Below are 25,311 nucleotides of genomic sequence, written 5' to 3'. Positions count from 1 at the left end.
TAACCCAGGCGCGCCGCCGCGCCGCGGCCGCGAATCCTTCGGCCCCGCCCCCGACTCTTGATGGATGCCCGCAGCCCCCGGCTTTGGGTGTATTTTCCACAGGCTTAAGGAGGACACCGGGGACATGACGTCGTTACTGGCCAATGGCGATCTGGCCGCCGCCCGCGCGGGCGATACGGCCGCCTTGGAGCGGGTGCTGCGGCACTCGCGCCAGGACCTGCGCCGCTACGCCGAATTCCACTGCGTCATCAACGACGTCGAGGATGCGGTGCAGGAAAGCCTGATCACGGTGTCGCGCAAGCTGCGCGACCTGCGCGTGCTCGAGTGCTTCGTCTCCTGGACCTTCCGCATCGTCAAGCGCGAGTGCAACCGGCTCAAGCGCGGGCGCCGCATGTTCAGCGGCCAGCCGATCACCGAGGAGATCGCGCCGGTGGTCGTGCCCGAACCGGCCGAGTGGCGCCACGACGTCGCCGCCGCGCTGGAATCGCTGCCGGCGCATTACCGCCAGATCGTCCTGCTGCGCGACCTGGAGGGCCTGACCGTGGCCGAGATCGGCGCCGAGCTGGGCCTGAGCCGCGAGGCGGTGAAGTCGCGCCTGCACCGGGCGCGGGTGCTGGCGCGCGAGTACCTGTCGCCGTGACTGCATCCGCGCCGCGCCGCCCGCCGTATCCCTGTTTCGAAACCGGTCCGCAGTCGCGGGCCGGCCCGGATTCCGTACCGGCCAGGCCGTTACGGTTGTCACCGCGCACCACCCCGCAATCGTTCTAAGCTCCGCACCAGCACCATCCACCGGGCCCCTCGCGGCCCAGCGCAACCCACGGCGGAGCAATCGCCCGTCGCCACAAGGAGAGAACGCATGTCCAAGAAAATCAACAAGCCCGTCGCCCTCGCTCTCGGCGCCACCCTGCTCGGCGGCCTGAGCCTGTCGGCTTCCGCGTTCGCGATGAGCGACCTGTCGCAGGGCTACATGCTCGGCGCGCAGCAGGCCCAGGCCGCCGAGAAGGCCGCCGACGCCAAGGCCACCGACGCCAAGAAGGCCGAGGGCAGCTGCGGCGCGAAGAAGGCCGAAGGCAGCTGTGGCGGCGACAAGAAGAAGGCCGAGGGCAGCTGCGGCGGCGACAAGAAGAAGGCCGAAGGCAGCTGCGGCGGCGACAAGAAGAAGGCCGACGCCAAGGGCAAGAAGGCCGGCGAAGGCAAGTGCGGCGAAGGCAAGTGCGGCGGTTCGATCTGATCGCGGCATGACGATGGACGGCACGCATCCGCTGAACCCGGATGCCGTCGGCCTCGGCCTGCGGCGGGCCCTGTTGGGCCCGCTGCAGTCCGCGCCGCACGCGCCCGGCGCCGCGCGCGACTTCGATTTCCTGGAGCTCGCTCCGGAGAACTGGATCGGCGTCGGCGGCCGCTACGGCGAGCAGCTGCGCGAGCTGTCCGCGCATTACCCGCTGGTGTGCCACGGCCTGTCGCTGTCGCTCGGCGGCACTGCACCGCTGGACGAGACCTTCCTCGCCCGCGTGCGCCGCTTCCTCGACGAACACGCCGTGGCCTGCTACAGCGAACACCTGAGCTATTGCAGCGACGACGGCCATCTCTACGACCTGCTGCCGATTCCCTTCACCGAGGAAGCCGTGCGCCACGTCGCCGCGCGCATCCGCCGCACCCAGGACATCGTCGGCCGCCGCATCGCGGTGGAGAACGCCTCCTACTACGCCGCGCCGCACCAGGAAATGAGCGAGATCGAGTTCACCCGCGCGGTCCTGGCCGAGGCCGATTGCGACCTGCTGCTGGACGTCAACAACGTCTACGTCAACTCGATCAACCACCGCTACGACGCGCGCGCGTTCATCGCCGCGATGCCGCACGAGCGCATCGCCTACATCCACGTCGCCGGCCATTACGACGAAGCCGACGACCTCAAGGTCGACACCCACGGCGCGCCGGTCAAGCACGAGGTCTGGGACCTGCTCGGCGACGCCTACCGCCTGTTCGGGCCGCGCCCGACCCTGCTGGAACGCGACTTCAATTTCCCGCCTTACCAAGAGCTGGTCGACGAGCTGGGCATCGTGCGCCGGATCCTGCGCGAATCGGCCGTCCCGGCCGCGCGCGAACCGGCCCGCCGCGCCCGCGCCTGAGCACATGAGCGACGCCCCTTCGCGCCTGCGCGCGCAGCAGTTCGAACTGACCCGGCACCTGCGCGATCCCGCCGCGAGCCCCGCGCCGTCCGGCATCGAGGACCGCCGCCTGGCGGTCTATCGCGAACTGCTGTTCAACAACATCGCGAGCCTGCTGTCGGGCAACTTCCCGGCGATTGAACGGATCCTGGGCGAGCGGCGCTGGGAGCGGCTGGTGCGCGACTTCTATCGCGACCACCGCTGCCACACGCCGCTGTTCGCCGAAATCGCGCGCGAGTTCCAGCGCTACCTGCAGGACCTCGACGAGCGCGAGCCGGACGGGCTGGACCCGCCGTTCCTGCTGGAGTTGGCGCATTACGAATGGGTCGAGCTGGCGCTGCAGCTGAGCGAGGCGCAGGCGCCGCGCGACGATGCCGGCCACGACGCAGCCGACCTGCTCGACCGCGCGCCGCGGCTATCGCCGCTGGCCTGGCCGCTGGCCTACGCCTGGCCGGTGCACCGGCTCGGGCCCGACTACCAACCGGCGCAGCCGCCGCCGGCGCCGACTTTGTTGCTGCTGCGCCGCGAAGCCGACGGCGAGGTGCGCTTCTCCGAGCTCAGCCCGCTCGCGTTCCGCCTGTTGCAGCGGCTGGAAGAATCGCCGCAGTTGGACGCTCGCGCGCAACTGCGCGCGCTCGCGGCCGAAGCCGGCAGCGACGACGAAGCCGGTTTTGTCGAGATGGGCGCGGCGTTGTTGCGGCAGATGCGCGCCAACGGCGTGGTCTACTTCTGAGCCGAAGCCCCCTGCAGGAGCGGCGCGAGCCGCGACCAACCGAAGAAGTCCACGCCAGCGCCCCATCCGAAGCCAGATCGACTGGCACACTCGCAAACCGCGCCGATCAGCCGCAAACAGCGCCCATCGTCCAGGCTTCGGCCCGACGCGTGGTATTAAACCGCTGCGGTTGTTAGGCTTCCCGCCATGATCGACCCCGGCCCCGCCTCCAGCGCCGCTCCCGCCGCGCCCGTCCCTGCCACCCTCGCCACCCGCTTCCGCGGCTACCTGCCGGTGGTCGTGGACGTGGAGACCGGCGGATTCGACTGGAACAAGCACGCCCTGCTGGAAATCGCGGTGCAGCCGATCGAACTGGACAGCGACGGCCGGCTGGTGCCCGGCGAGGTCGCCAGTTCGCACGTGGTGCCGGCCGCCGGCACCCTGATCGACCCGAAGTCGCTGGAAGTCACCGGCATCGACATCGACCACCCCTTCCGCGACGCCAAGCCCGAGCGGCAGGCGCTGGAAGCGGTGTTCGCGCCGGTGCGCGAGGCGGTCAAGCGCCACGGCTGCCAGCGCGCGATCCTGGTCGGCCACAACGCCCACTTCGACCTCAACTTCCTCAACGCCGCGGTCGCGCGCAGCGGCCACAAGCGCAACCCGTTCCATCCCTTCAGCGTGTTCGACACCGTCACCCTGGCCGGCGTGGCCTATGGCCAGACCGTGCTCGCGCGCGCGGTGCAGGCCGCCGGGTTCGTGTGGAACGGCGAGGAAGCGCATTCGGCCGTGTACGACACCGAGCGCACCGCCGAGCTGTTCTGCAAGATCGTCAACGCCTGGCCGGCGCGCGGCGGCTGAGCCGCGCCGCCCGCGCTCATGGACGAGCCCGTTACGCCGCCCTATCTGTGGATTCCGGGCCTCGGCCCCGATCCGGATGCGTTGCGGCGGCTGCGCGAACGCGCGCCGCGACCGCGCGAGCCGATGGGCGAAGCCTGGTTCATGGGCGGCGACCGGCAGATGTACGCCGGGCTGATGCACCCCGATCCGCAGGCCTGGGCCGCGCGCGAACTGGAACACGCGCTGGATGCGCTGACGTCCGGTCCGCGCTGCTTCGACCACAGCGACGAATGGAGCCAGTGGTTCGATTACCTGCTGCCGCGGGTGCTCGCACGCGCCGACGATCACCGCAATTTCGAACTGCTGGTCACCGCGGTGTTCGTGCATTGCCTCGATCCCGCGCTGCCCGGGCGCGCGCCGCGGTTCCGTCGCGACCTGCTCGACACGCTCGGCCGCAGACTGATGGCTCCGTCGTGCTGGCTCCCCGCATCGGCCGACGGCAGCGACGGCCTGTTGCGGCCCCTCGGAAGCGGCTACTACAAGATCGAACCGGGCCGCGCGATCTCGGCGGCGTGCAGCCTGGTCCTGCGCTACCTGGACGCGGAACTGATCGACGGTTGGATCGGATCGGTGCTGGCCATCGACGATGCCTCGTGGCGTTGCGCGTTCGTGGTCTGGCTCGCCGGCGCCGCAACGTTGGTGTTCGACGACGCGCAACCCGAAGACATGGACAACCCGCCTCACCTGGACATCGGCTGGAACGGCCATTGGCTGCTCGAAGGCAGCGTTCCGTCGCGGAATCTCGACCGGGATGCGCCCCGGTTCGGCTTTTTCGCCGCCTCCCAGCGCGAGGCCCTGCTCGCTTCGGTCGGGCGCCGACTCGATCTGGCCAGCCTGCTGGGCTGGGGCGAAGCGCTGGCCGCCGGGCTCGCCGCCGATGGCGATCGCGTCACCACCGCGTGGCAGTACGACGACGCGGTAATCACCGTCCTCGATCGCTACGGCCTGACTTGAGCCTCGCCGCGGCACCGCCGAAATCGTTGCATGGGCGCAACATCCTCGACTGTCCTTTCCGGCAAAGCGCGCTCGTTGAATGAGCATGGGCGGCATCGCGGCGCCTCGCCCGGCGCCCGCATCGCGCGCGTCCAGGCCCACGGACAGGAGAACAGGATGTTCGCTTTCGACGACGAGCAATTCCTCGACGGCTACCGCAAACGCTTCGGCCCGCTGCGCGACGACCTCGCCCAGGCCGTGCGTTTCCTGATCGGCCGGATCGAGCGCGACGCCAGTTTCAGCGTCGATCCGGTGCATCGCCACCAGATCGCGTATTGCCTGGCGACGTTCAAATGGGAAACCGCGCATACGCTGCGGCCGATCGACGAGTTCGGCGACGATGCGCGCTTCGAGCGCCTGTACGGGCCGGACACGCGCATCGGCAAGGCGCTGGGCAACAGCAAGCGCGGCGACGGCGCCCGCTATCACGGCCGCGGCTACGTGCAGCTGACCGGGCGCGCCAACTACGAACGCGCCGGCAAGTTCCTCGGCATCGACCTGGTCGGCAAGCCCGAGGACGCGAAGCGGCCCGAGATCGCCTACGCCATCGCCATGCAGGGCATGAAGCAAGGCTGGTTCACCGGCAAGAAGCTCGATCACTACTTCAAGCCGGGGCAACTGCCGAACTACGAAGAGGCGCGGCGGATCATCAACGGCCAGGACAAGGCGCAGACCATCGCCGACATCGCGCGGCGCTTCGACGAGTTGCTGGCGAACGCGCTGGAATGAGCGCCGCGGCGGCGCAAGGCGGTGCCGCCGACGTCAACCCAGCGCCGATCGCAGCGGCCTGCACGTAAGGCCCGCCTGCGCCAGCGTTCAGCCGGCCGCGTCGCGCGGCAAGGCCATGTGGATCAGCGGGAACGGGCGCCCCTGCCCGTCCAGCGGCGAGCGCCCGGTGTCGACGAAGCCGTAGCGGCGATAGAAGCCGTGCGCCTGCGGGTTGTGTTCGTTGACGTCGACCGTCAGCGCGCCGCGCAGGCCGCGCGCGTGGTCGAGCAGGCGCGTGCCGATGCCCTGGCCGCGCCGTTGCGGCTCCAGGAACAGCATCTCGACCTGCGCGTCGGCCAGGCCGACGAAACCGGCGAGGCCGTCGGCGTCTTCGAACACCCAGATATCGACCGCGTCGAGATAGACATCGCGCACCTGCGGACGCAGTTCGTCGATATCGGCCTCGGCGAGGAAGTCGTGGGTGGCGCGCACCGAGCGCTCCCACAGCGCCAGCAGTCGGGGATTGTCGTCGCGGCGGCGTTCGCGGATGGGCATGGCGCGGGTCCCGTCGTTGGGCTATCGGTGGAAACCAAAAGCGGCGCCGCTGCCGCGGCGCCGCTCGGGGCGATGATGATCGGTCGCCGGCAGCCTCGCCAGCACCGCAGCGCGAATCACGAATGCCCGGGCCGCGGCCCGGACGCCGGGACCTCAGGCCAGCTTGAGGCCGACCAGGCCGGCGACGATCAGCACGATGCTGGCGATGCGCAGCGCGGTGGCCGGCTCGTTGAACAGCACCATGCCGAGGATGACGGTGCCGACCGCGCCGATGCCGACCCAGATCGCGTAGGCGGTGCCGACCGGCAACGACTTCATCGCCAGGCCGAGCAGGCCGACGCTGATCGCCATCGAGGCGACGGTGCCGACCGACGGCCACAGGCGGGTGAAGCCCTCGGTGTATTTGAGGCCGATGGCCCAGCCGATTTCGAACAGGCCGGCGAAGACGAGAAGAACCCAAGGCATGATGCAGCTCCCATATCGATGGGGCCGTCCCCGGATGTAACGCGCGTCGCCGCGATGGATCGGACTGCGCGGACCCGGGCCGTCCCGGGTCGGTCGCGGCGCATTATATCGACGCGGTCGCGGGCGGGGCCGCGGGCGGGGTCATGGGGTCAGCGGGGGGTTACATAGGTCTTTGCGGCGTCATGGCCGTGCGGGAATCGCTGCGCCGGAGCGGAAAGCGTCGGGACTGAAGTCCCTCCCACAAAAGCCGAGCGTCTCCCAAATGCCTCGAACGGTCCGATGGCGGCGGTTGTGGGAGGGACTTCAGTCCCGACGCTTTCCGGCCAGACCGCCGCGCCTGCTCACCCGCGCTGCCGCACCGCCTCGAACAAGGTCACGCCCGCCGCCACCGACACGTTCAGGCTCTCCACCCCGCTGGCCGCATCGCCGCCGGGCATCGGGATCTTGACCAACTGGTCGCAGGTCTCGCGGGTCAGCCGGCGCAGGCCGTCGGCTTCGCCGCCGAGCGCCAGGGCGACATTGCCGCGCAGGTCCAGCGAATACAGCGAGGCCTGCGCCTCGCCGGCCAGGCCGTAGATCCACACGCCCAGCTTCTGCAGGTCGCGCAGGGTCCGCGCCAGGTTGGTCACCGGGACCACCGGCACGCTGTCGGCGGCGCCGGCCGAGGTCTTGCGCACGGTGGCGTTGACCTGAACCGACTTGTCCTTGGGAATGATCACGGCGGTCGCGCCGGCCGCGGCCGCGCTGCGCAGGCAGGCGCCGAGGTTGTGCGGGTCCTGCACGCCGTCGAGGATCAGGATCAGGGCGCGGCCCTCGGCGGCCTCGACCAGGCCTTCCAGTTCGTTCTCGCTCCAGGTCTTGGCCGCGGCATAACGCGCGACCACGCCCTGGTGGCGCAGCCCGCCGACCACGCCGTCGAGCGCCTGGGTCGCGACCCGGCGCACGTCGATGTCGGCGCGGCGCGCGGCGGTCTCGATCTCGGCCAGGCGCGGGTTCTTGGCGCCGGCCTCGATCAGCACCTCGCGCACGTTGGCCCCGTCGTGCTCGATCGCGGCGGAGACGGCGTTGATGCCGGCGATCCATTGTTTCTGGCTCATGGGTGGTCCGTGTGGGCCTGGGGCCCGGTGAGGCGTGGGGGCGGCAATTCTACGGCATGAGCGCGCTGAAGCCCGATGGCCCCCTGTAGGAGCGGCGCGAGCCGCGACCGCGACAACGCAGCTGCGGCGAGGGTTTCGGCGCGGCGGAAACCCCGCAGTCGCGGCTTGCGCCGCTGCTACAGGGGGCTACCGCAACCATGCTCAATACTTCTGCTTGGTCCGCTTCGCCGGCTGCCCGCGCGGCGGCAGCGGCTTGGCGCCGCGCTCCTCGTCGACTAGCCGGAAGTCGATCTTGCGGTCTTCGACGCTGGCCTTGAGCACGACGATGCGCACGCGGTCGCCGAGCCGGTACTCGCGGCCGGTGCGTTCGCCCGAGAGCGTCTTGCGGATCGGGTCGAAGTGGTAATAGTCGTGCGGCAGCTGGGTCACGTGGACCAGGCCGTTGACCTTGGAGTCGTCGAGCTCGATGAACAGGCCGAAGCTGGTCACGCCGCTGATCACGCCGTCGAACTCGCCGCCGACGTGCTGTTCCATCCACGCCGCGCGGTAGCGCTCGTCGACCTCGCGCTCGGCCTCGTCGGCGCGGCGTTCGCGCTCGGAGCACTGCAGCGCCAGCGCCGCCATCTGCCGCGGCGAGTACAGGTACGCGGACGGCTTGGCGCCGCTGAGCGCGTGCTTGATCGCGCGGTGCACCAGCAGGTCCGGATAGCGCCGGATCGGCGAGGTGAAGTGGGCGTAGGCGTGCAGCGCCAGGCCGAAGTGGCCGGTGTTCTCCGGCGCGTACACGGCCAGGCTCTGGCTGCGCAGCAGCACCGATTCCAGCAGCGTGGCGTCGGGGCGGTCGCGGATCTTCTTCAGCAAGTGGGTGAAGTCGCGCGGTTCCACCTGGTTCCAGGCCGGCATGCGCAGCTTGAATTCCTTGAGGAACTCCTGCAGGTCGGCGTACTTCTGTTCCGGCGGCCGCTCGTGCACGCGGTACGGCGCCGGGACTTCCATGCTCATCAGGTACTTCGCGGCCTCCACGTTGGCCGCGATCATGCATTCCTCGATCAGCTTGTGCGCGTCGTTGCGCTGGAGCATCCCGGCCTGCACCACCTCACCGTCCTTGCCGATGACAAAGCGCACTTCGCTGGATTCGAACTCGATCGCGCCGCGCTGCTGGCGCGCCTTGACCAGCACGTGGAACAGCTCGTGCAGGCGCTGGATGTTCGGCAGCAGCGAACCGATCTGCGCCTGCGCTTCGGCCTTGGCCTCCTCGGGCACGTCGCCGACCGCGTTCCACACGGTGGTGTAGGTCAGGCGCGCGTGCGAATTCATCACCGCTTCGTAGAACTTCGACGAGGTCACCTCGCCGCTGTGGTCGATCTGCATGTCGCAGACGAAGCACAGCCGGTCGACCTTCGGATTCAACGAACAAATGCCGTTGGACAGCGTCTCCGGCAGCATCGGCACGACGAAGCCGGGGAAGTAGACCGAGGTCGCGCGCTTCTGCGCTTCGTCGTCCAGCGGCGTGCCGGGGCGGACGTAATGCGAGACGTCGGCGATGGCGACGACCAGGCGGAAGCCTTTGCGGTTGCTCTCGCAATAGACCGCGTCGTCGAAGTCCTTGGCGTCCTCGCCGTCGATGGTGACCAGCGGCATCGCGCGCAGGTCGACGCGCTGCGCGGCGACGGCCTCGGGCACGGTCAGCGGCACCGCCGAGGCTTCGTCGAGCGCTTCCTGCGGGAACACGTCGGGAATCTCGTGGCCGTGGATCGCGGCCTGCACCGCCAGCGAGGCGGTGAGCTTTTCGCCGAGCACCGCCAGCACCCGGCCGATCGGCGGACGGTGGTGGTCCGGCGCCTGCACCAGCTCGCAGACCACCAACTGGCCGTTCTTGGCGTCCATGCGCGCATCCGGCGGAATCTGCACGTTGCGCTGGATGCGGCGGTCGTCGGGCACCACGTAGCTGATGCCCTGCTCGAGGGTGAAGCGGCCGATCAGGCGGTTGAGCCGGCGTTCGAGCACTTCCACGATCGCGCCTTCGCGGCGGCCGCGGCGGTCGACGCCAGTGACGCTGGCGAGCACGCGGTCGCCGTGCATGGCCTTGCGCATTTCGAACGGCGGCAGGAACAGGTCGTCGCCGCCGCCGGATTCCGGGCGCAGGAAGCCGAAGCCGTCGGGGTTGGCGATCACCACGCCCGGGATCAGGTCCATTTGCGCGGCCGGGGCGAATTCGCCCTTGCGATTCAGCAACAACTGCCCGTCGCGGATCATCGCCGCCAGTCGCTTGCCGAGCGCGTCGGCGCGCTCGGGCTCGGTCAGTTCCAGGCGCTGGGCCAGTTCCTCGGCGCGCATCGGGCCGTCGGCGCCGCTGAGGGTCTGCAGGATCAGCTCGCGGCTGGCGATGGGCTGGGCGTAGCGCGCGGCCTCGCGCTCGGCGTGCGGATCCTGGTGCGCGCCGTAGTTCGCGCTGGGCAGCGGCGCGGCCGCCGGGCGCTTGCCCGGCGCGCCAGGGGTGCGGGCGGGCGCGGCGCCGGAACCCTCGCCCTTGGCCGGGCGGGCCTTGCCGCGCGGGCCCTTGCCCGGGCCGTGCTGGAGGTTTTCCGGCAACCAGGCCGGGCGCGGCGCGGCGGGCTTGCGGGCGCTCTTCTTGGCACCCGGGGCCGCGCTGGAGGAGGTGGTGGTATTGCCGGTCTTTCCGGTCTTGTTCTTGGTCTTCTTGGCCATGGCCGATATGGTCTCACATCCCCATGAAAGCGGCGTCGGGGCGGCGTGCAGGGCATGCGAACGGCGGCGGCGGGCGACGGACGGTAAGGCGGCGCAAGCCGATCGCCGCACTGCGCGAAGGAGCACGATCCGCGGACTTGGGCGCCGCGCCTGGATGACGCCCTGGATTCCCGCGTTCGCGGGAATGACGGAATCGAAGGGTCGCGTTCGCTGGCCGATGCGCTCGTTCGCTCACGCACTCGCCTCATGCACTAGCGTCGCGAGCTCGTGCCGTGCGCTCGCGCGCATGCCGGCCGCGGTTGCGCCGCGTCGTTTTCGTCGCTTCATCGCGCCATCATTCGTCGCGCCGACAGGCGATAGCTCAATCGCGCGGACCGGCCTTGCATTCGCTCGCACGCGAATCGCAACGATGCGATTCGACCCGGCGCGACTTCGCATTTCACCCTCGACACTCCGCGTCGCTCGCGCAAATCCGGCGTGCATACCGGACTACGCTCACACCGAATCCCGGCACTCGCCGATCCACGCATTTGTGATCGCAACCACGCTTGCCCGCGATGGTTTCGCCAGTAACCGCTTGCACTTCCATGGCTTCCGAGAAGCCCGCTTGAGCGCACAAAAAACGCATGCGGATGCCGACAAGGTTGAATCGCGCCCGCGTCCTCAGCGAGCGCCGCGGCGCGAGTCCGCCGCCCTTCCCTATTCGCCATTCCGACAAGGAAACGCACGATGATCCGCAAGAACGCGCTTTGCCTGGCGCTCGTCGCCGGGCTGTCTGGTTTCTGCACCCTGGCTTCGGCCAAGTCCCCGGTCGCCGAGATGGATTCGGCGCCGGTCACCGGTACGCCCTCGGCCGGCGCCATGGGCGCTGCCGAATTCGCCGCCACCGCCAAGGCCAGCGTGCCGCGCGTGGTCAGCCTCGGCCAGCCCACCAGCCTGGACGTGTCGGCGCTCAAGAGCCGCCGCTTCGAGCAGGACAAGCACGGCCAGCCGCTGGAGATCGGCTTCGCCCGCGACATCGCGCGCAGCGCGGTCGATCTGAACACCCTGGCCTGGCAGCCGCTGGCCGACGGCGGCCGCGCCGCGCGCTTCGAAGTGTCCTCGGCCGGCGCGGTGGCGTTGCGCGCGGGCCTGTCGCTGCGCGGCGCCGGCGCGAAGTCGGCGACGCTGCACTTCGCCGGCAGCGACGGCCGCGTGTTCGCCCAAAGCGGCGCCGATTTCGCCGGCAACGAACTGGGCTGGTCGCCGGTGGTGGCAGGCGACACGCTGACCGTCGAACTGGTGCTGCCCAAGGGCGTGAACGCCAAGGCGCTCAAGCTCAACCTGCCGCAGCTTTCGCACCTGGACATCAGCCCGGTCGCCAGCGACCGGCAGATCCAGGAGAAGGTCGCCAAGGTCGGCGAGAGCGACTACTGCGAGAAGGACATCGTCTGTCGCGTCAGCCCGCCGTCGGGCTTCGTCTCGACCGCCAAGTCGGTGGCGCGCATGACCTTCACCACCTCCGGCGGCACCTACCTGTGCACCGGCACCCTGCTCAACAACAACCACTCGCCGAAGAAGCGCCTGTTCTGGACCGCGGCGCACTGCATCAGCACCCAGACCGTCGCCAACACCCTGCAGACCTACTGGTTCTACGACGTCACCACCTGCGGCGGCAGCACGGTCAACCCGGCCTTCACCACGCTCAGCGGCGGCGCCTACCTGCGCCACGCCAACACCACCCGCGACACCGCGCTGCTGGAACTCAAGACCGCGCCGCCGTCGGGCGCCGTCTACGCCGGCTGGTCGAGCGCGGCGATCGCCGCCACCGGCACCGCCATCGAAGGCATCCACCATCCGGCCGGCGACGTGAAGAAGTACTCGCTGGGCTCGGTGAACGGCCTGTCGACCTCGATCGACGGCAAGTCGCCGCTGTACCGCGTGGTCTGGAGCACCGGCGTGACCGAGGGCGGCTCCTCGGGCTCGGGCCTGTTCACCGTCACCAGCAGCGGCGGCTACCAGCTGCGCGGCGGCCTGTACGGCGGCACCTCGTACTGCAGCGCGCCGCGCGATCCGGATTACTACTCGCGCTTCGCCGACATCTATTCGAGCGTGTCGTCGTACTTCAATCCGTAAGCGTCGCATCGCAACGCAAAGCCGGCCGTCGCCTCGCGCGACGGCCGGTTTTTTTTTGGGGCGGATTTTTTTTATGGGGCGGATGCAAGCCGCGACCGCGGCATCGCGGCTGCGACGCGAACCCGGAACGGCGCGGCCGCGGCTTGTGCCGCGCCTGCAGGGGCGTCCGGACCGTTCGTCGCAAACCCTTTATCTCGCGATTGCAGGTTATGGCGGACTGCCATAACCTGCAAAACGTATTTAAGGGGTTTTCGATGCGGCTCGAACACCATCAATTCCGCGACATGGACCTGATCGGCGGCGATCCCGCCCTGGACCTGGTCAATACCGTCACCGCGCGCGACACTCTGCCGCGCGACTGGCTCGACGATTACCCCGCACTGCTGCGCTGGGCGCGCAAGGCCGCGCTGATACCGGCCGCCGAACTGCAGGCGCTGGAGCGCCTGGCCGCCGCACCGGCGGCGAAGTCGGCGGCCGCGCTGGCCCGCTGCAAGCAACTGCGCGAGGCCTTGTGCGCCGCGCTGTATGCGCTGGCCGGCGGCAGCGAACCGGGCGCCGCCGAGCTCGAAATCCTCGACCAAGCGCGCTTGTCCGCCTCGCGCGCCGCGCGCCTGGTCTCGCGCGGCGGGCGCCTGCGGACGCAATGGTCGGCGCAGCGCTCCGGGCTCGACCTGATCGCCCACGTCGCCACCGCCCATGCCATCGAACTGCTCAAGGACGCGCGCCTGGAACGACTGCGCGTGTGCGACGGCCGCGACTGCGGTTGGGTGTTCGTGGACAGTTCCAAGAGCGGGCGCCGGCGCTGGTGCGACATGGCCACGTGCGGCAACGCGGCCAAGGCGCGGCGCTTCAATCAACGCCACAAGGAATGAACCCGCGCCGCGATGCGCGGCCCGTCCGATCCAACCGTCCACCGTGCCGGAGCGCCGATGCGCCGTTTCCGCCTGCCCCGCAGCCTGCGCCCCGCCGCTGCGTCCGACTCTCCCGCGCGCTGGCTGCCGATGGCGATCCTCGCCGCGGCCTGCGCCAGCGTCTGCGCACTGGCCTATCCGCGTTCGCCGGCAGCGACGCCGCAACGCTGGGCGCCAGCCGGCATCGCCAGCGACCAGTACGAATCCTCGCCGACCTTCTCGCCCGACGGCCGCGAGCTCTATTTCATGCGCAGCGACCGCGACTTCGCCCAATGGCGCATCCTGCATTCGCGCTGCACCGACGCCGGCTGGTCGCCGCCGGCGCCGCCCGCCTTCGCCGCGGCGCGGCCGGGGCTCGACGCCGATCCGTTCGTGAGCGCCGACGGCAAGCGCGTGTACTTCGTATCGGCGCGCCACGACCCCAAGGGCGAAGACCTCGACATCTACTACGTCGAGCGCGAAACCGGCGACTGCAAAACCGACGACTGCTGGAGCGCGCCGGTGCGGCTGCCGACGCCGGTGAACTCGCCGGCGTCCGAGCTGCTGCCGCGCGCGCTGGCCGACGGCCGGCTGCTGTTCGGCTCGGCGCGCGCCGGCGGACTCGGCCAGGGCGATCTCTACCTCGCCGCGCCGCGGCCCGGCGGCGGCTGGCGCGTGCGCAACCTCGGCGCGCCGGTCAGCAGCGCGGCCAACGAGTACGAAGCCGAAATCTCGCGCGACGGACGCGAACTCATCGCCGTGACCGACCGCGGCGACCGTTCGCACCTGTACCGCTATCGCCTGGAAAACGGCCGCTGGCGCGCGCGCGGCAGGATCGCCGCACGCGCCGATGCGTTTCAGGTCGGCCCGCTGCTGTCGCCGCGCGGCGACCGCCTGCTGTTCGCCCAGGCCGACGGCGAGCGCTCCGGCGAGTTCTTCCTGATCGACCTCAAGCCCGATCCCGACCCGCGCTGGCCGCCGCATTGTGCCGGCGCGGACTGAGCCCGGAACGAGCCGGATCGCGCCTCAGGGCAGCAGCCAGGCGTGAACGCTGCCGACCAATCCGCCGATGGTGGCGAAGCCGGCCAGCACCAACAGCACGACCCGCAACGCGATGCCCGCGCCGACCGGCCGCTGGACCACGATCCACGCGCGCTGCTGCGCTTGCGGCGACATGCCGTCCACGCTCAGGCTCAGTTCGCTGTCGCGCGCGAGTTCGAACCAGCCGGTGCTGATCCGGGTCGAACTCAAGCCGCTGACCTTGGTGCGGCTGAGATACTTGCGATGGACCGCGATCGGCTCGCCGCCGGCGGCCTCGTGCAATGCGTAGCGCACGCCGAGGAAATCGGGACTCAGGGTGCGCCCCTCGATGCACAGGTCGTAACGGCCGGCCGGCACGCTCAGGCGCTCGCCGCTGCGCGCCGGCACGCGCGCGACCAGCGCGCGGTCGAGCAACCGCAACAGCGAGCCGATCGTCCGCGCCAGCGCGACCAGGCCGGCGACGAACAGCAGCGGACACAGCAGCCCCCACACGGTGACGCTCATCGCCGCGTCCTCGCCGCCCGCCGCCTCAAGCCGAAATGCCGGGCACGTGCTCTTCCGCCTCGGCGGGATCGTGCTGGCGCGGCTTGGGCGCGATCAACGGCGTCTGCTGCATGTTGCCGTACAGCAGCGACACGCCCGCGCGCACGCCGTCGACCAGTTCCAGCTCGAAGCGCTCGGCGTCGCGGCGGCGGATGTCGGCCACCACCTCGGCCGCGTCGTCGGCCGACACGCCCAGCTCGATCAGCGCCGCTTCGCCGAAGCGCATCGCCGATTCGAAGGTCTCGCGCACCTGCAGATCGACCCCGGCATGCACCAGCTCCAGCGCGTGCTCGCGGTCGAAGCTGCGCGCCAGCACCCGCGCCTGCGGGAACTCGTGGCGGATCAGCTGCGCCGTGCTGGTCGCCGCGGCGCGGTCGTCGATGCAGATCGCGATCAGCTGCGCGGTCGCCGCGCCGGAGGCGTGCAGCACGTCCAGGCGGGTGCCGTCGCCGTAGTAGACCTTGAAGCCGAAACTGCGCGCGCTCTCGATCATCTCCACGTCGGTGTCGATGATCGCGACCTCGACCCCGCGCGCCAACAGCGACTGCGACACCACCTGGCCGAAGCGGCCGAAGCCGATCAGCAGCACGCTGCCGCTGAGGCCGTTGGGCTCGTCCACGCCCTCCAGCGACAGCGCGGTCTTGGGCGAGAGCCGGCGCAGCACGATGATCGCCACCGGCGTGAGCACCATCGACAGCACCACGATCGCGGTGAGGTTGGCGCCGATCTCGGCCTGGATCAGGCGCGCGTTGACCGCCGCGGAGAACAGCACGAAGGCGAACTCGCCGCCTTGCGCCATCAGCACCGCGCGGTCCAGCGCCTCGGTGTGGCAGGACTTGAGCAGGCGCGCGACGATGTAGATGCACAGCGCCTTGACCAGCATCAGCGCGAACACGCCGCCGACGATCAGCGGCCAGTTGGCGGCCACCACGGTCAGGTTCAGCGACATGCCCACGCTGAGGAAGAACAGGCCGAGCAGGATGCCGCGGAACGGTTCGACGTCGGCCTCCAGTTGATGGCGGAAGCTGGATTCCGACAGCAGCACGCCGGCCAGGAACGCGCCCATCGCCATCGACAGGCCGCCGACCTGCATCAGCAGCGCCGCGCCGAGCACCACCAACAGCGCGGCCGCGGTCATCACCTCGCGCGCCTTGGCCGCGGCGAGCACGCGGAACATCGGGTTGAGCAGCCAGATGCCGGCGGCGAGCAGCGCCGCCAGCGAGGCCATGGCGATGCCGACATCGGCCCAGCGCGAATGCGCGGCGGCCGCGGCGGCGCCCGGTTCCGGCGGCGCCATCAGCGCCACCAGCGCCAGCAGCGGCACGATCAGCAGGTCCTCGAACAACAGGATCGAGACGATGCGCTGGCCGCGCGGCAGCGCCAGATCGCCGCGCTCGCCGAGGATCCGCATGACGATCGCAGTGGAGGTCAGCACGAAGCCCATCGCGCCGATGAAGGCCACCACCGGCGGGAAGCCGAACAGCAGGCCGACGCCGGTCATCGCCGCCGAGCACAGCGCGATCTGCGCGGTGCCGAGGCCGAAGATCTCGCGGCGCAGGCTCCACAGGTGCGAGGGCCGCATCTCCAGGCCGATGATGAACAAGAACATCACCACGCCGAGCTCGGCGACATGCAGGATCGCCTGCGGGTCGGCGAAGAAGCCCAGCCCGAACGGGCCGATCGCCAGGCCCGCGGCCAGGTATCCGAGCACCGAGCCCAGGCCGATGCGCTTGAAGATCGGCACCGCGACCACGCCCGCCGCCAACAGCACCACCACCTTGACCAGTTCGCTCCCGCCCGCCGCTTCGGCCGCCATCGCACTCTCCTCTTGCCGCGCCGCCGGCGCGCCGTTCACGTTCACAGGACCAACCGCGCGGGTTGGGGCCACAGCCTAGCAGGCACAGGCACCCGCCGATGCGCACGCGCGCCGCACGCTGCATTGCCCGTGGCGACGCTTGCGGCGGCGATCGGCGTGCGTGGCGGGCGCTGATACCGCGTCCGTTGCCGGCGCGTGCGCCGCGAGCGCCGCGCTTATCGCCAGCGCCGTGCGCCTCGCCGGCGCCGAGCAGCTCGCCAGCACCAGGCGCTCACCAACACGTATCATCGCGGCGATGCCAGCACCTGCCGCTCCCTCCGCCTCTTACGGCTTGCCGCGCTCCGCGCCGCTGCGACGCGCGTGGCGGCTCGCGGCCGCGGCCGTCTGTCTGGCCTGGGCCGCCTGCGCCGGCGCCGCGGGCGTCGACGGCGCCGGTTCGAACGGCGCCACCTCCAACGGCACCGCCCCCAATGGCGCCGGCTCCAATGGCCCGATTCCCCACGCCACCGGCTCCGACCGCGCGCTCCCCGACAACGCGATCAGCGTGCTCGACGCCACCCGCGCCGACCGCCGCATCGAAGCGGCCAACGTCGAACTGCGCCGCGACGGCCAACCCACCCTGGCCGCAACCAGCGACGCGCAAGGCCGCGCCGCGCTCGATCAGGCCGCGCTGCGCGATCCGGCCGCGCGCCTGAGCATCCGCAAGCCCGGCTATGCCGAACTGCTGGCGCAATGCCCCTGCGACGGCCGGCGCTATGCCTTGAGCCCGGCCCTGGCCAGCCTCGACGGCCTGCGCGTGGTGCTGGGCTGGGACGCGCCCGGCGTGGACCTCGACGCGCACCTGAGCTTCCCCGGCAACCACGTCTACTTCCAGCGCCCGCGCGGCCTGGAGGCGCGCCTGGACCTGGACGCGGCCGACCGTCGCCGTCCGGAGACCGTCACCATCGCCCGCCGTCGTCCCGGCGAGGCCTACACCTATGCCGTGCACGACTTCGGCCATCGGCAGCGACCCGAAGCCGACGCGCTGGCGCGCAGCGGCGCGCGGGTCTACGTCTACGTCGGCCAATCGCTGGTGCGCACCTACGCCGTGCCGGCGCAACCCGGCAACGTGTGGACGGTGTTCCGCATCGACGGCGAGGGTCGGTTCGAAGAGATCGACCGCATCGCCGCCAGCCGCGCCAGCGCCGATGCGCTCGGCGCCGAACTGGCGCGCGCGCCGGGCCAGGCGGCCGCCGCCGCAGCGGTCGAAGGCGAGGACGCGGTCGCGGCCAACCAGCGCGGCGAAGCCGCCTATCGCGGCGGCGACCTCGCCGCCGCCATCGCCGCCTACCAGCAGGCGATCGAACTCGATCCCGGCTACGCCCTGGCCTTCAGCAACCTCGGCCTGGCCTACGTGCGCAAGGGCCGCGCCGCCGAGGCGATCTGGACCTCGCGCCGCGCCATCGCCCTGGCCAAGGGACCCGGCGCGGCGACCATCCGCGCCGGCGCGTACTACAACATCGGCAAGCTCTACGAACTCGACGGCCAGTACGAGCGGGCGATGTCGAACTACCTCGCGGCCAAGCGCGAGAAACCCGACAAGAGCTACGACGAAGCGCTGCAGCGGGTCAGCGGCTACTGAGCCGGCCGCGCGACGGCCGCGAAGCCCGCACGCCCTTCGCGATCACTCATGGACACGCAGGCCAGCGACAGACCGGCCGAGGACCGACGAACATGGACACCATTCAAGACCACAGCCATTCCCCGTCGCCGGCCCGACGCCTGCGCGCCGCGGCGCTGCGCGCACCGGCGTTCGCCGCGCTGTGCGCGCTGCTGGCGCTGGCCCCGGCCCACGCCGCCGGTCCGGCCGAGGTCGCCGCCGCCGACCGCGCCGCCTGGCCGCGGCCGATCGATTCGCCGGCCGCGTTCGACCGCGCCTCGCGCGCCGAGATCCTCGCCTTCGCCCATGAGCTGGCGCTGTCGGAACCGCTCGACGACGCCGCGCTGGCGCAGCGCCTGCGGCTCAAGCAGGTCGATCGCGCCAGCGTCGACAAGATCCGCGCGCGCTGGTGGCGGCGCCTGAGCGACAACTACCGCCTCGCCGCGCGCGCCTGCGCGCCGCGCGAGCCGTTCTGCGCGCCGGCCGGCGATGCCGCCGCGCTGCGCGCGCTGGCGACCGACTTCGGCGCCGCGCCGCAAGCCGAGTTCGCCGCCTGGCGCGCCGACGCCGCGCGCTTCCACCGCATCTACCTCGACGAACAGCTGCGCCTGGCGGCGCTGTTCCCGCGCACCAGCAGCGAGATCGACACCTACTCGGCGCAGGAGATCGACGGCAGCGAACTGCCCGACCGCCAGTTCCTGCTGACCTTCGACGACGGCCCGACCGCGCCCGGCGGCAACACCGACACGCTGCTGCGTACCTTGCGCGAGCACAAACTCAACGCGACCTTCTTCGTGCTCGGCGAGCGGCTGCAGCCGCGGCTCAAATCCGAAGCCGCGGCCAAGACCTATGCCGGCATGTGCGTGGCCTCGCACGGCTGGGAGCACCAGTCGCATTCGCGCTGGCCGCAGTGGCAGGACTCGGTGATCCGCAGCAGCGCGCTGGCGCGCGAGCACGCCGGCGCGCTGTACCGGCCGCTGTTCCGCCCGCCGTACGGCCAACGCCGCGCCGACAGCGGCGAATTCTTCCGCGCGCAAGGCCTGCGGGTGGCGCTGTGGACCATCGATTCGCAGGACTGGAACGCCAAGGTCGGCGCCGGCGAGGTGCAGGGCCGCTTGCTGAGCCTGATGCTGTTGTGGCGGCACGGCACGATCCTGTTCCACGACATCCACGACAAGGCCCGCGTCGCCCTGCCGTGGCTGCTGCGCCAGACCCGCGGCGCCGGTGTGCGCTGGGTCGATTGCAACACTTACCCCGCTCCCTGAGCGAAGCCCCTGTAGGAGCGGCGCAAGCCGCGACCGCGACACTTCGACTACGGCGAAAGTTGCGACGTAGCCGGAGTGTCGCGGTCGCGGCTTGCGCCGCTCCTACAAAAGCCGACTGCGAACCGCCGGGCCTTGCGCCCGCGGCGCCGATGAGCCGTTTGCGCCGCCTTTGGCGAGTAACACGGCGGCGCCGCGCATCCGCGGCGCCGTCCACGCCAAGGAGGCAATACTCATGTCCCACCGGTTCCCGTTCTCGCTGCCGGCGCTCGCCGGCGCCCTGTACCTGGCCCTGCCGCTGGCGGCGTTCGCCAGCCCGCCGCCGAACGCCAACCAGACCGTTCCGGTCTGCGGCTACGTCATGGAAATGAATCTCGGCTTCGTCGCCACCGGCACCACCGCGCGCGTGCTGGCCCAGGCCAACCTGCGTCCGGACGGTTTCAGCCCGCCCGCGCCGCCGCCGGTCAGCTACACCGTGTACGCCGCCGGCTGGTGGCGCGACGACACCCATCCGAACTGGGAGATCGACGAGGACTCGCGCAGCGGCAGCCAGTCGTTCCCGGCCGAACCGGCGGTCGCCGGCCAGCACGTGTTCCTCAGCGGCGGCTGCCAGCTCAAGGGCGTGGCCACCGTCGTGGTCAACTGCCCGTCCGGTCCGCCGCAGGTGCGCACGCTCGAACGCACCTGGGTCGGCTGCGGTCTCTGACCGCGGCGGCGCGGGCGGCCTCGGCCGCCCGCTTTTTTCATTGTCGCGGCCTCGGCCGCCCGATCTTTTGCTGCTGCGGCCGCGGCGGCGTGCTGTTGCCGCTGCGGACTTGTCCAACCGCTTCTTGCCGCTACCGCCCAGGCCGCCCGCTGTTCGCTGCCGCGGCCTCGATCAACCGCGCTTCAGCGCAGCCCGATCGCGCTCACCGCAGCGAACTCAGGCCAGCGCCGCCTGATGCACGCCCGCGACCGCGCGCCCGGACGGATCGGCCGCGTTGGCGAACGCCGCGTCCCAGGCGATCGCCGCCGGCGACGAACAGGCGATCGACTTGCCGCCCGGCACGGTGTTGGCGCAGGCCTCGCCGGGGAAGTGGCGCTCGAAGATGCTGCGGTAGTAATACGCTTCCTTGGTCTGCGGCGTGTTGATCGGGAAACGCACCGCCGCCGCGGCGAGGTCGCGGTCGCTGACCTGGGCCTCGGCATGGGCCTTGAGCCCGTCGATCCAGCCGTAGCCGACGCCGTCGCTGAACTGCTCCTTCTGCCGCCACAGGATCGAGTCGGGCAGATAGCCTTCGAACGCTTCGCGCAGGACCGATTTCTCGATCTTGCCGGCGGCCTTGTCGACCATCTTGGCCTGCGCGTCCATGCGCATCGCCACCTCCATGAACTCCACGTCCAGGAACGGCACCCGCGGCTCCACGCCCCAGGCCATCATCGACTTGTTCGCGCGCAGGCAGTCGTAGCTGTGCAGCGCGTCGAGCTTGCGCACCAGCTCCTCGTGGAACTCGCGCGCGTTCGGCGCCTTGTGGAAGTACAGATAGCCGCCGAAGATCTCGTCGCTGCCCTCGCCCGACAGCACCATCTTCACCCCCATCGCCTTGATCCGCCGCGCCAGCAGGAACATCGGCGTGGACGCGCGGATGGTGGTGACGTCGTAGGTCTCGATGTGGGCGATCACGTCCGGCAGCGCGTCCAGGCCTTCCTCGAAGGTGTAGGTGAAGCCGTGGTGCACGGTGCCCAGCGCCTGCGCCGCGACTTCCGCCGCGGCCAGGTCGGGCGAGCCGTCCAAACCGATGGCGAAAGAATGCAGGCGCGGCCACCACGCCTCGGACTGGTCGTCCTCCTCGATCCGGCGGCGGGCGAAGCGCGCCGCGCAGGCCGCGACCAGCGACGAATCCAGGCCGCCGGACAGCAGCACGCCGTAGGGCACGTCGCTCATCATCTGCCGGTGCACGGCGCGCTCGAACGCCTCGCGCAGTTCCTGCCGGCTCACCTCGACCCCGCGCACCGCGTCGTAGTCGCGCCACGGACGCTGGTAGTACTTCACCGGCGCGCCGACTTCGCTGTCGTAGTAATGGCCCGGCGGGAACGGCGCGACGTCGTCGCACAGCCGCGCCAGCGCCTTCATTTCCGAGGCCACCCACAGGCGGCCGTCGGCGTCGTGGCCCCAGTACAGCGGGCACACTCCGATCGGATCGCGCGCGATCAGGTAGCGGCCGCGCGCGCTGTCCCACAAGGCGAAGGCGAAAATGCCGTTGAGCCGGCCGAGCAGTTCGCCCGGTTCCAGGCCCTCGCGGTACAGCGCGTTGACCACTTCGCAGTCGGACTTGGTCTGGAACTCATACGGCTGGGCGAGTCGCTGTTCCAGCTCGCGGTGGTTGTAGATCTCGCCGTTGACCGCGAGCGCCAGTTCGCCGTCGGCCGAGCGCAGCGGCTGCGAGCCGCCGCTGGGATCGACGATGGCCAGGCGCTCGTGCACCAGGATCGCGCGCGGTTCGGCGTGCACGCCGGACCAGTCGGGACCGCGGTGGCGTTGCCGCGCCGACAACGACAGCGCCAGGGGTCGCAGCGGACGCAGGTCGGCGCCGGCGCGCAGGTCGAACAGGCCGAGGATCGAGCACATCGGGGAATCTCCAGTGGGGTTCGAAGCGGTGGGAGGGGAAGCGGGAAGGTTTTTCGGAGGGCAGAAACGACGAAGCCCGCGCTGGTCGGCGCGGGCTTCGGTGCGATCTAGCGTGTCTTGCGCGCGCTAGTCGCCGGCCCGCGGGAGGCTGGCGTTATTGCGGTTATTGTTGTTGCCGCGCGCGTTCGCACCGGCCGCGCGCGCGTCGCCGGCCGAAGCGGCGGCGTTGCGGAAGGCGGCGGTGGCGAAGAAGGAAGTCACGGGCCGATCCTGCTTGAGGATCGGGCCGGATGCAAGCGCCGCCGGTCGATTCGCCGACCCGCGCCGCGCTTTTTGTGGGAGGGCCTTCAGACGTGGTGCCTTGGCCTTTTGTGGGAGGGCCTTCAGGCCCGATGCCTTCCGCTCAGATCGCCGCGACCTGAGACGAAAGCATCGGGCCTGAAGGCCCTCCCACAGAAGCCGCCTCCCGCTAAGGAGTTCTCCCTCAGGCCAGCACGAGTCCACATCGGCTAAGCTCGCCGGCACGGAGGACCCCATGGCCAAATGGATCAAGCGCGCCCTGCTCGCGCTGTTTTGCCTGTTCGCGATCGTCGCCGGCGGCGCCTGGTGGCTGCTCAGCGGCAGCCTGCCGCGACTCGACGGCCGCCCCGCCCTCGCCGGCCTGTCGGCGCCGGCCACGGTCCAGCGCGACGCGCTCGGCGTGGTCACCGTCGATGCCGCCAGCGAAATCGATGCGATGCGCGCGCTCGGCTACGTCCACGGCCAGGAGCGCTATTTCGAGATGGACCTGCTGCGCCGCACCGCCGCCGGCGAGTTGTCGGCGCTGTTCGGCGAACGCGCGCTCGATTACGACCGTCGCCACCGCGTGCACCGCCTGCGCGCGCGGGTACAGTCGCAACTGGCCGCCTTCAGCGGCGACAAGGCCGCGTTGCTGCAGGCCTACGCCGACGGCGTCAACGCCGGCCGCGAGGGGCTCTCGCGCAAGCCCTGGCCGTATCTGCTGCTGCGCAGCGAGCCCGAGCCGTGGACCGTGGCCGACTCGGCCCTGGTCGGCTATGCGATGTATTTCGACCTGCAAGGCGGCGACAACGCGCGCGAACTGGCGCTCTCGCGCATCCAGCCGCACGTGCCGGCGGCGCTGTTCGCGCTGCTGACCAATCCCGGCAGCACCTGGGACGCGCCGTTGTTCGGCGCGCCGTTCGGCGACGCGGCCCTGCCCGGTCCGGACCAACTCGATCTGCGCAAGCTGCCCGCGCCGCCGCCGGGCGCGCTGGTGCCGTTGCCGTTCCTCGACGAGATCGGCAGCAACAATTTCGCCGTCGCCGGCAGCCTGACCAAAGACCGCCGCGCGATCGTCGCCGACGACATGCACCTGGGCCTGCGCGCGCCGAACCTGTGGTTCCGCGCGCGCCTGCGCTATCCGGACCCGCGCTCGCCCGGCGGCAAGACCGACGCCAGCGGCTTCACCCTGCCCGGGCTGCCGGCGGTGGTGGTCGGCAGCAACGGCCACGTCGCCTGGGCCTTCACCAACAGCTACGGCGACTGGGCCGATTGGTCGCTGCAGCCCGGCTGCGCCGGCGACGCCAAGCCCGGCGAGTGCGCCGGCCTGAAGACCTTCGAGGAAACCATCGAAGTCGCCGGCCGCGCGGCGGAGAAGATGACCGTACGCGAGACCGACTGGGGCCCGCTGCTGCACGACAATCCCGACGGCAGCGCGCTGGCGCTGCGCTGGAGCGCGCACCTGCCCGGCGCGCTGAACATGGGCCTGGCCGACCTGCTGCACGCGGCTTCGGTCGACGACGCGCTGCAAGTCGCGCGCGGCGTGGCGCTGCCGGTGCAGAACCTGGTCGTCGGCGACAGCCAGGGCAAGATCGCCTGGCGCCTGCTCGGCCCGATTCCCGAACGCGAAGGCGCGTGCTCGACCGCCGCGCTGGTGGAGAACGCCGACGCCGCCGGCCGCGCGCTGCCGGCGCCGACCTGCCCGCCGTGGACGATCCAGACCGCCGACGCGCCGAGCCTGATCGCGCCGCCCTCGGGCCGGCTGTGGACCGCGAACACGCGCACCCTCGACGGGCTGGAGCTGGAACGCATCGGCCAGGGCGACTACGTGCTCGGCGCGCGCGCCGGCCAGATCCGCGACGGCCTGTTCGCCAAGCAGCGATTCGGCGAACGCGACCTGCTGGCGATCCAGCTCGACGACCACGCGCTGTTCCTCAAGCACTGGTGGGACTTGCTGCAGCGACAAGGCGGCCAGGCCGCTCAGGCCAAGGACCGGCCCGCGCTGGCGGCGCTGGCGCAGGCCGCGCAGCGTTGGGAAGGCCGCGCCGAACCGGGGTCGGTGAGCTACCGCATCGTCCGCGACTGGCGCCGCGCGGTGTTCACCCGCATCGCGAACGGCCTGACCGCGCCGGCGCAGGCGGCGCTGGGCACGCGGTTCGAGATGCCCGACCTCAAGCAGATGGAAGGCGTGATCTGGCCGCTGCTGACCCAGCGCCCGGCGCACCTGCTGCCGCGCAACGAAGAGTCGTGGGACGGTCTGCTCGAACACGCCGCGCAGGACGTGTTGGCCGAACTCAAGGTCGAGCCCGGCGCGAACGCGGCCGCGCAACTGTCCAAGCGCACCTGGGGCGAGCACAACACTGCCGCCATCTGCCACCCGCTGGCCTCGGCCCTGCCCGGCTTCGCCCGTCGCGCGCTGTGCATGCCGCCGGACCAGCTGCCCGGCGACGCGGCGATGCCGCGCGTGCAGCGCCCGGACTTCGGCGCCTCCGAACGCATGGTGGTCTCGCCCGGCCACGAAGCCGACGGCATCGTGCACATGCCCGGCGGCCAGAGCGGCCACCCGCTGTCGCCGTTCTGGGGCGCGGGCCACGACGACTGGGTGCACGGCCGGCCGACGCCGTTCCTGCCGGGCGCGGCGAAGTACACGATGACGCTGGAGCCGGCGAAGTAACGATCGCCGGCGTGGTTTCGCCGGCTACCTGCAGGAGCGGCGCGAGCCGCGACCGCGACAACGCAACTGCGGCGCAACCATCGTCGTAGTTGCGTTGTCGCGGTCGCGGCTCGCGCCGCTCCTACAAGAGGCGGCCGAGG

General features: G+C 71.0%; 23 protein-coding genes. 15 read left to right on the top strand and 8 right to left on the bottom strand.

Features of this window, described 5'->3' with window-relative positions; all coding sequences use genetic code 11:
• The first annotated feature begins 124 nt into the window (after positions 1 to 124).
• From RDV84_RS16045 to RDV84_RS16015, 7 genes are all read left to right on the top strand, one after another.
• Positions 125 to 640: an RNA polymerase sigma factor gene (locus tag RDV84_RS16045; protein ID WP_057948205.1), complete on the top strand. Its 516-nt coding sequence runs from the start codon at positions 125 to 127 to the stop codon at positions 638 to 640.
• Between the two features lie 216 nt (positions 641 to 856).
• Complete coding sequence (locus RDV84_RS16040) at positions 857 to 1,231, top strand: hypothetical protein (protein WP_309150906.1); 375 nt, start codon at positions 857 to 859, stop codon at positions 1,229 to 1,231.
• Positions 1,232 to 1,238: 7 nt separating this feature from the next.
• Positions 1,239 to 2,129 (top strand): HvfB family MNIO-type RiPP peptide maturase, encoded by an 891-nt coding sequence (locus RDV84_RS16035; RefSeq protein ID WP_309150905.1) that lies wholly within the window; start codon positions 1,239 to 1,241, stop codon positions 2,127 to 2,129.
• A 4-nt stretch (positions 2,130 to 2,133) separates the two neighbouring features.
• Entirely contained in the window at positions 2,134 to 2,901 is a 768-nt protein-coding gene (locus tag RDV84_RS16030) for an HvfC family RiPP maturation protein (RefSeq protein WP_309150904.1), read from the top strand.
• A gap of 186 nt (positions 2,902 to 3,087) precedes the next feature.
• The gene (rnt, locus tag RDV84_RS16025; RefSeq protein ID WP_309150903.1) at positions 3,088 to 3,738 is read left to right on the top strand and encodes a ribonuclease T; all 651 of its coding nucleotides are present in this window, start codon (positions 3,088 to 3,090) and stop codon (positions 3,736 to 3,738) included.
• 18 nt (positions 3,739 to 3,756) lie between these two features.
• Complete coding sequence (locus RDV84_RS16020; RefSeq protein WP_309150902.1) at positions 3,757 to 4,731, top strand: hypothetical protein; 975 nt, start codon at positions 3,757 to 3,759, stop codon at positions 4,729 to 4,731.
• A 156-nt stretch (positions 4,732 to 4,887) separates the two neighbouring features.
• The gene (locus RDV84_RS16015; RefSeq protein WP_309150901.1) at positions 4,888 to 5,499 is read left to right on the top strand and encodes a glycoside hydrolase family 19 protein; all 612 of its coding nucleotides are present in this window, start codon (positions 4,888 to 4,890) and stop codon (positions 5,497 to 5,499) included.
• Positions 5,500 to 5,586: 87 nt separating this feature from the next.
• Here RDV84_RS16015 and RDV84_RS16010 read toward each other — a convergent pair whose 3' ends face one another.
• The 4 genes from RDV84_RS16010 to rnr form a co-directional block, all read right to left on the bottom strand.
• The gene (locus RDV84_RS16010; RefSeq protein ID WP_057948211.1) at positions 5,587 to 6,033 is read right to left on the bottom strand and encodes an acetyltransferase; all 447 of its coding nucleotides are present in this window, start codon (positions 6,031 to 6,033) and stop codon (positions 5,587 to 5,589) included.
• A gap of 153 nt (positions 6,034 to 6,186) precedes the next feature.
• Positions 6,187 to 6,498, bottom strand: coding sequence for a quaternary ammonium compound efflux SMR transporter SugE (gene sugE / locus RDV84_RS16005; RefSeq protein WP_057948212.1), 312 nt, complete (start codon positions 6,496 to 6,498; stop codon positions 6,187 to 6,189).
• Positions 6,499 to 6,839: 341 nt separating this feature from the next.
• A complete protein-coding gene (rlmB, locus tag RDV84_RS16000; RefSeq protein ID WP_309150900.1) occupies positions 6,840 to 7,595 on the bottom strand; it encodes a 23S rRNA (guanosine(2251)-2'-O)-methyltransferase RlmB in 756 nt (251 codons plus the stop codon).
• A 201-nt stretch (positions 7,596 to 7,796) separates the two neighbouring features.
• Positions 7,797 to 10,304 carry a ribonuclease R gene (gene rnr / locus RDV84_RS15995; RefSeq protein ID WP_309150899.1) on the bottom strand — a complete coding sequence of 836 codons (2,508 nt, stop codon included), beginning with the start codon at positions 10,302 to 10,304 and terminating at the stop codon, positions 7,797 to 7,799.
• A gap of 729 nt (positions 10,305 to 11,033) precedes the next feature.
• Here rnr and RDV84_RS15990 point away from each other — a divergent pair.
• The 3 genes from RDV84_RS15990 (at position 11,034) to RDV84_RS15980 (ending at position 14,311) form a co-directional block, all read left to right on the top strand.
• Positions 11,034 to 12,419 (top strand): trypsin-like serine peptidase, encoded by a 1,386-nt coding sequence (locus RDV84_RS15990; protein WP_309150898.1) that lies wholly within the window; start codon positions 11,034 to 11,036, stop codon positions 12,417 to 12,419.
• Between the two features lie 254 nt (positions 12,420 to 12,673).
• Positions 12,674 to 13,291, top strand: coding sequence for a CGNR zinc finger domain-containing protein (locus RDV84_RS15985; protein WP_309150897.1), 618 nt, complete (start codon positions 12,674 to 12,676; stop codon positions 13,289 to 13,291).
• Between the two features lie 57 nt (positions 13,292 to 13,348).
• The gene (locus RDV84_RS15980) at positions 13,349 to 14,311 is read left to right on the top strand and encodes a TolB family protein (protein WP_309150896.1); all 963 of its coding nucleotides are present in this window, start codon (positions 13,349 to 13,351) and stop codon (positions 14,309 to 14,311) included.
• A gap of 24 nt (positions 14,312 to 14,335) precedes the next feature.
• Here RDV84_RS15980 and RDV84_RS15975 read toward each other — a convergent pair whose 3' ends face one another.
• Together RDV84_RS15975 and RDV84_RS15970 are read right to left on the bottom strand one after the other, a co-directional pair.
• Positions 14,336 to 14,854, bottom strand: a complete 519-nt coding sequence (locus RDV84_RS15975; protein ID WP_309150895.1) for a hypothetical protein — start codon at positions 14,852 to 14,854, stop codon at positions 14,336 to 14,338.
• Between the two features lie 25 nt (positions 14,855 to 14,879).
• On the bottom strand, positions 14,880 to 16,709 hold the full coding sequence (locus RDV84_RS15970) for a monovalent cation:proton antiporter-2 (CPA2) family protein (RefSeq protein WP_309150894.1): 1,830 nt from the start codon (positions 16,707 to 16,709) through the stop codon (positions 14,880 to 14,882).
• Between the two features lie 331 nt (positions 16,710 to 17,040).
• On the opposite strand from RDV84_RS15970, the gene RDV84_RS15965 reads away from it, so the two are divergent.
• From RDV84_RS15965 to RDV84_RS15955, 3 genes are all read left to right on the top strand, one after another.
• Complete coding sequence (locus tag RDV84_RS15965; RefSeq protein WP_309150893.1) at positions 17,041 to 18,330, top strand: YfaP family protein; 1,290 nt, start codon at positions 17,041 to 17,043, stop codon at positions 18,328 to 18,330.
• 92 nt (positions 18,331 to 18,422) lie between these two features.
• Positions 18,423 to 19,613: a polysaccharide deacetylase family protein gene (locus RDV84_RS15960; RefSeq protein ID WP_309150892.1), complete on the top strand. Its 1,191-nt coding sequence runs from the start codon at positions 18,423 to 18,425 to the stop codon at positions 19,611 to 19,613.
• 232 nt (positions 19,614 to 19,845) lie between these two features.
• Positions 19,846 to 20,316 carry a hypothetical protein gene (locus RDV84_RS15955; RefSeq protein ID WP_250449682.1) on the top strand — a complete coding sequence of 157 codons (471 nt, stop codon included), beginning with the start codon at positions 19,846 to 19,848 and terminating at the stop codon, positions 20,314 to 20,316.
• Positions 20,317 to 20,532: 216 nt separating this feature from the next.
• Here the strand turns inward: RDV84_RS15955 and asnB are convergent, their stop codons facing one another.
• On the bottom strand, positions 20,533 to 22,218 hold the full coding sequence (gene asnB / locus RDV84_RS15950) for an asparagine synthase B (protein ID WP_309150891.1): 1,686 nt from the start codon (positions 22,216 to 22,218) through the stop codon (positions 20,533 to 20,535).
• A 290-nt stretch (positions 22,219 to 22,508) separates the two neighbouring features.
• Here asnB and RDV84_RS27375 point away from each other — a divergent pair, with 290 nt between their 5' ends.
• Positions 22,509 to 22,640 (top strand): DUF6053 domain-containing protein, encoded by a 132-nt coding sequence (locus RDV84_RS27375; protein WP_486624510.1) that lies wholly within the window; start codon positions 22,509 to 22,511, stop codon positions 22,638 to 22,640.
• On the opposite strand, the gene RDV84_RS26620 is transcribed toward RDV84_RS27375, so the two are convergent.
• Positions 22,622 to 22,672 (bottom strand): DUF6053 domain-containing protein, encoded by a 51-nt coding sequence (locus tag RDV84_RS26620; RefSeq protein WP_425606382.1) that lies wholly within the window; start codon positions 22,670 to 22,672, stop codon positions 22,622 to 22,624. The genes RDV84_RS27375 and RDV84_RS26620 overlap by 19 nt on opposite strands.
• An 81-nt stretch (positions 22,673 to 22,753) precedes the next feature.
• On the opposite strand from RDV84_RS26620, the gene RDV84_RS15945 reads away from it, so the two are divergent.
• Complete coding sequence (locus RDV84_RS15945; RefSeq protein ID WP_309150890.1) at positions 22,754 to 25,171, top strand: penicillin acylase family protein; 2,418 nt, start codon at positions 22,754 to 22,756, stop codon at positions 25,169 to 25,171.
• Positions 25,172 to 25,311 lie beyond the last annotated feature (140 nt).

It is taken from the genome of Lysobacter yananisis (genome assembly GCF_031199375.1).
GTDB lineage: Bacteria > Pseudomonadota > Gammaproteobacteria > Xanthomonadales > Xanthomonadaceae > Lysobacter > Lysobacter yananisis.
Note: the sequence above shows the minus strand (reverse complement) of the source record. Positions and strands in the feature narration are given on the sequence as shown.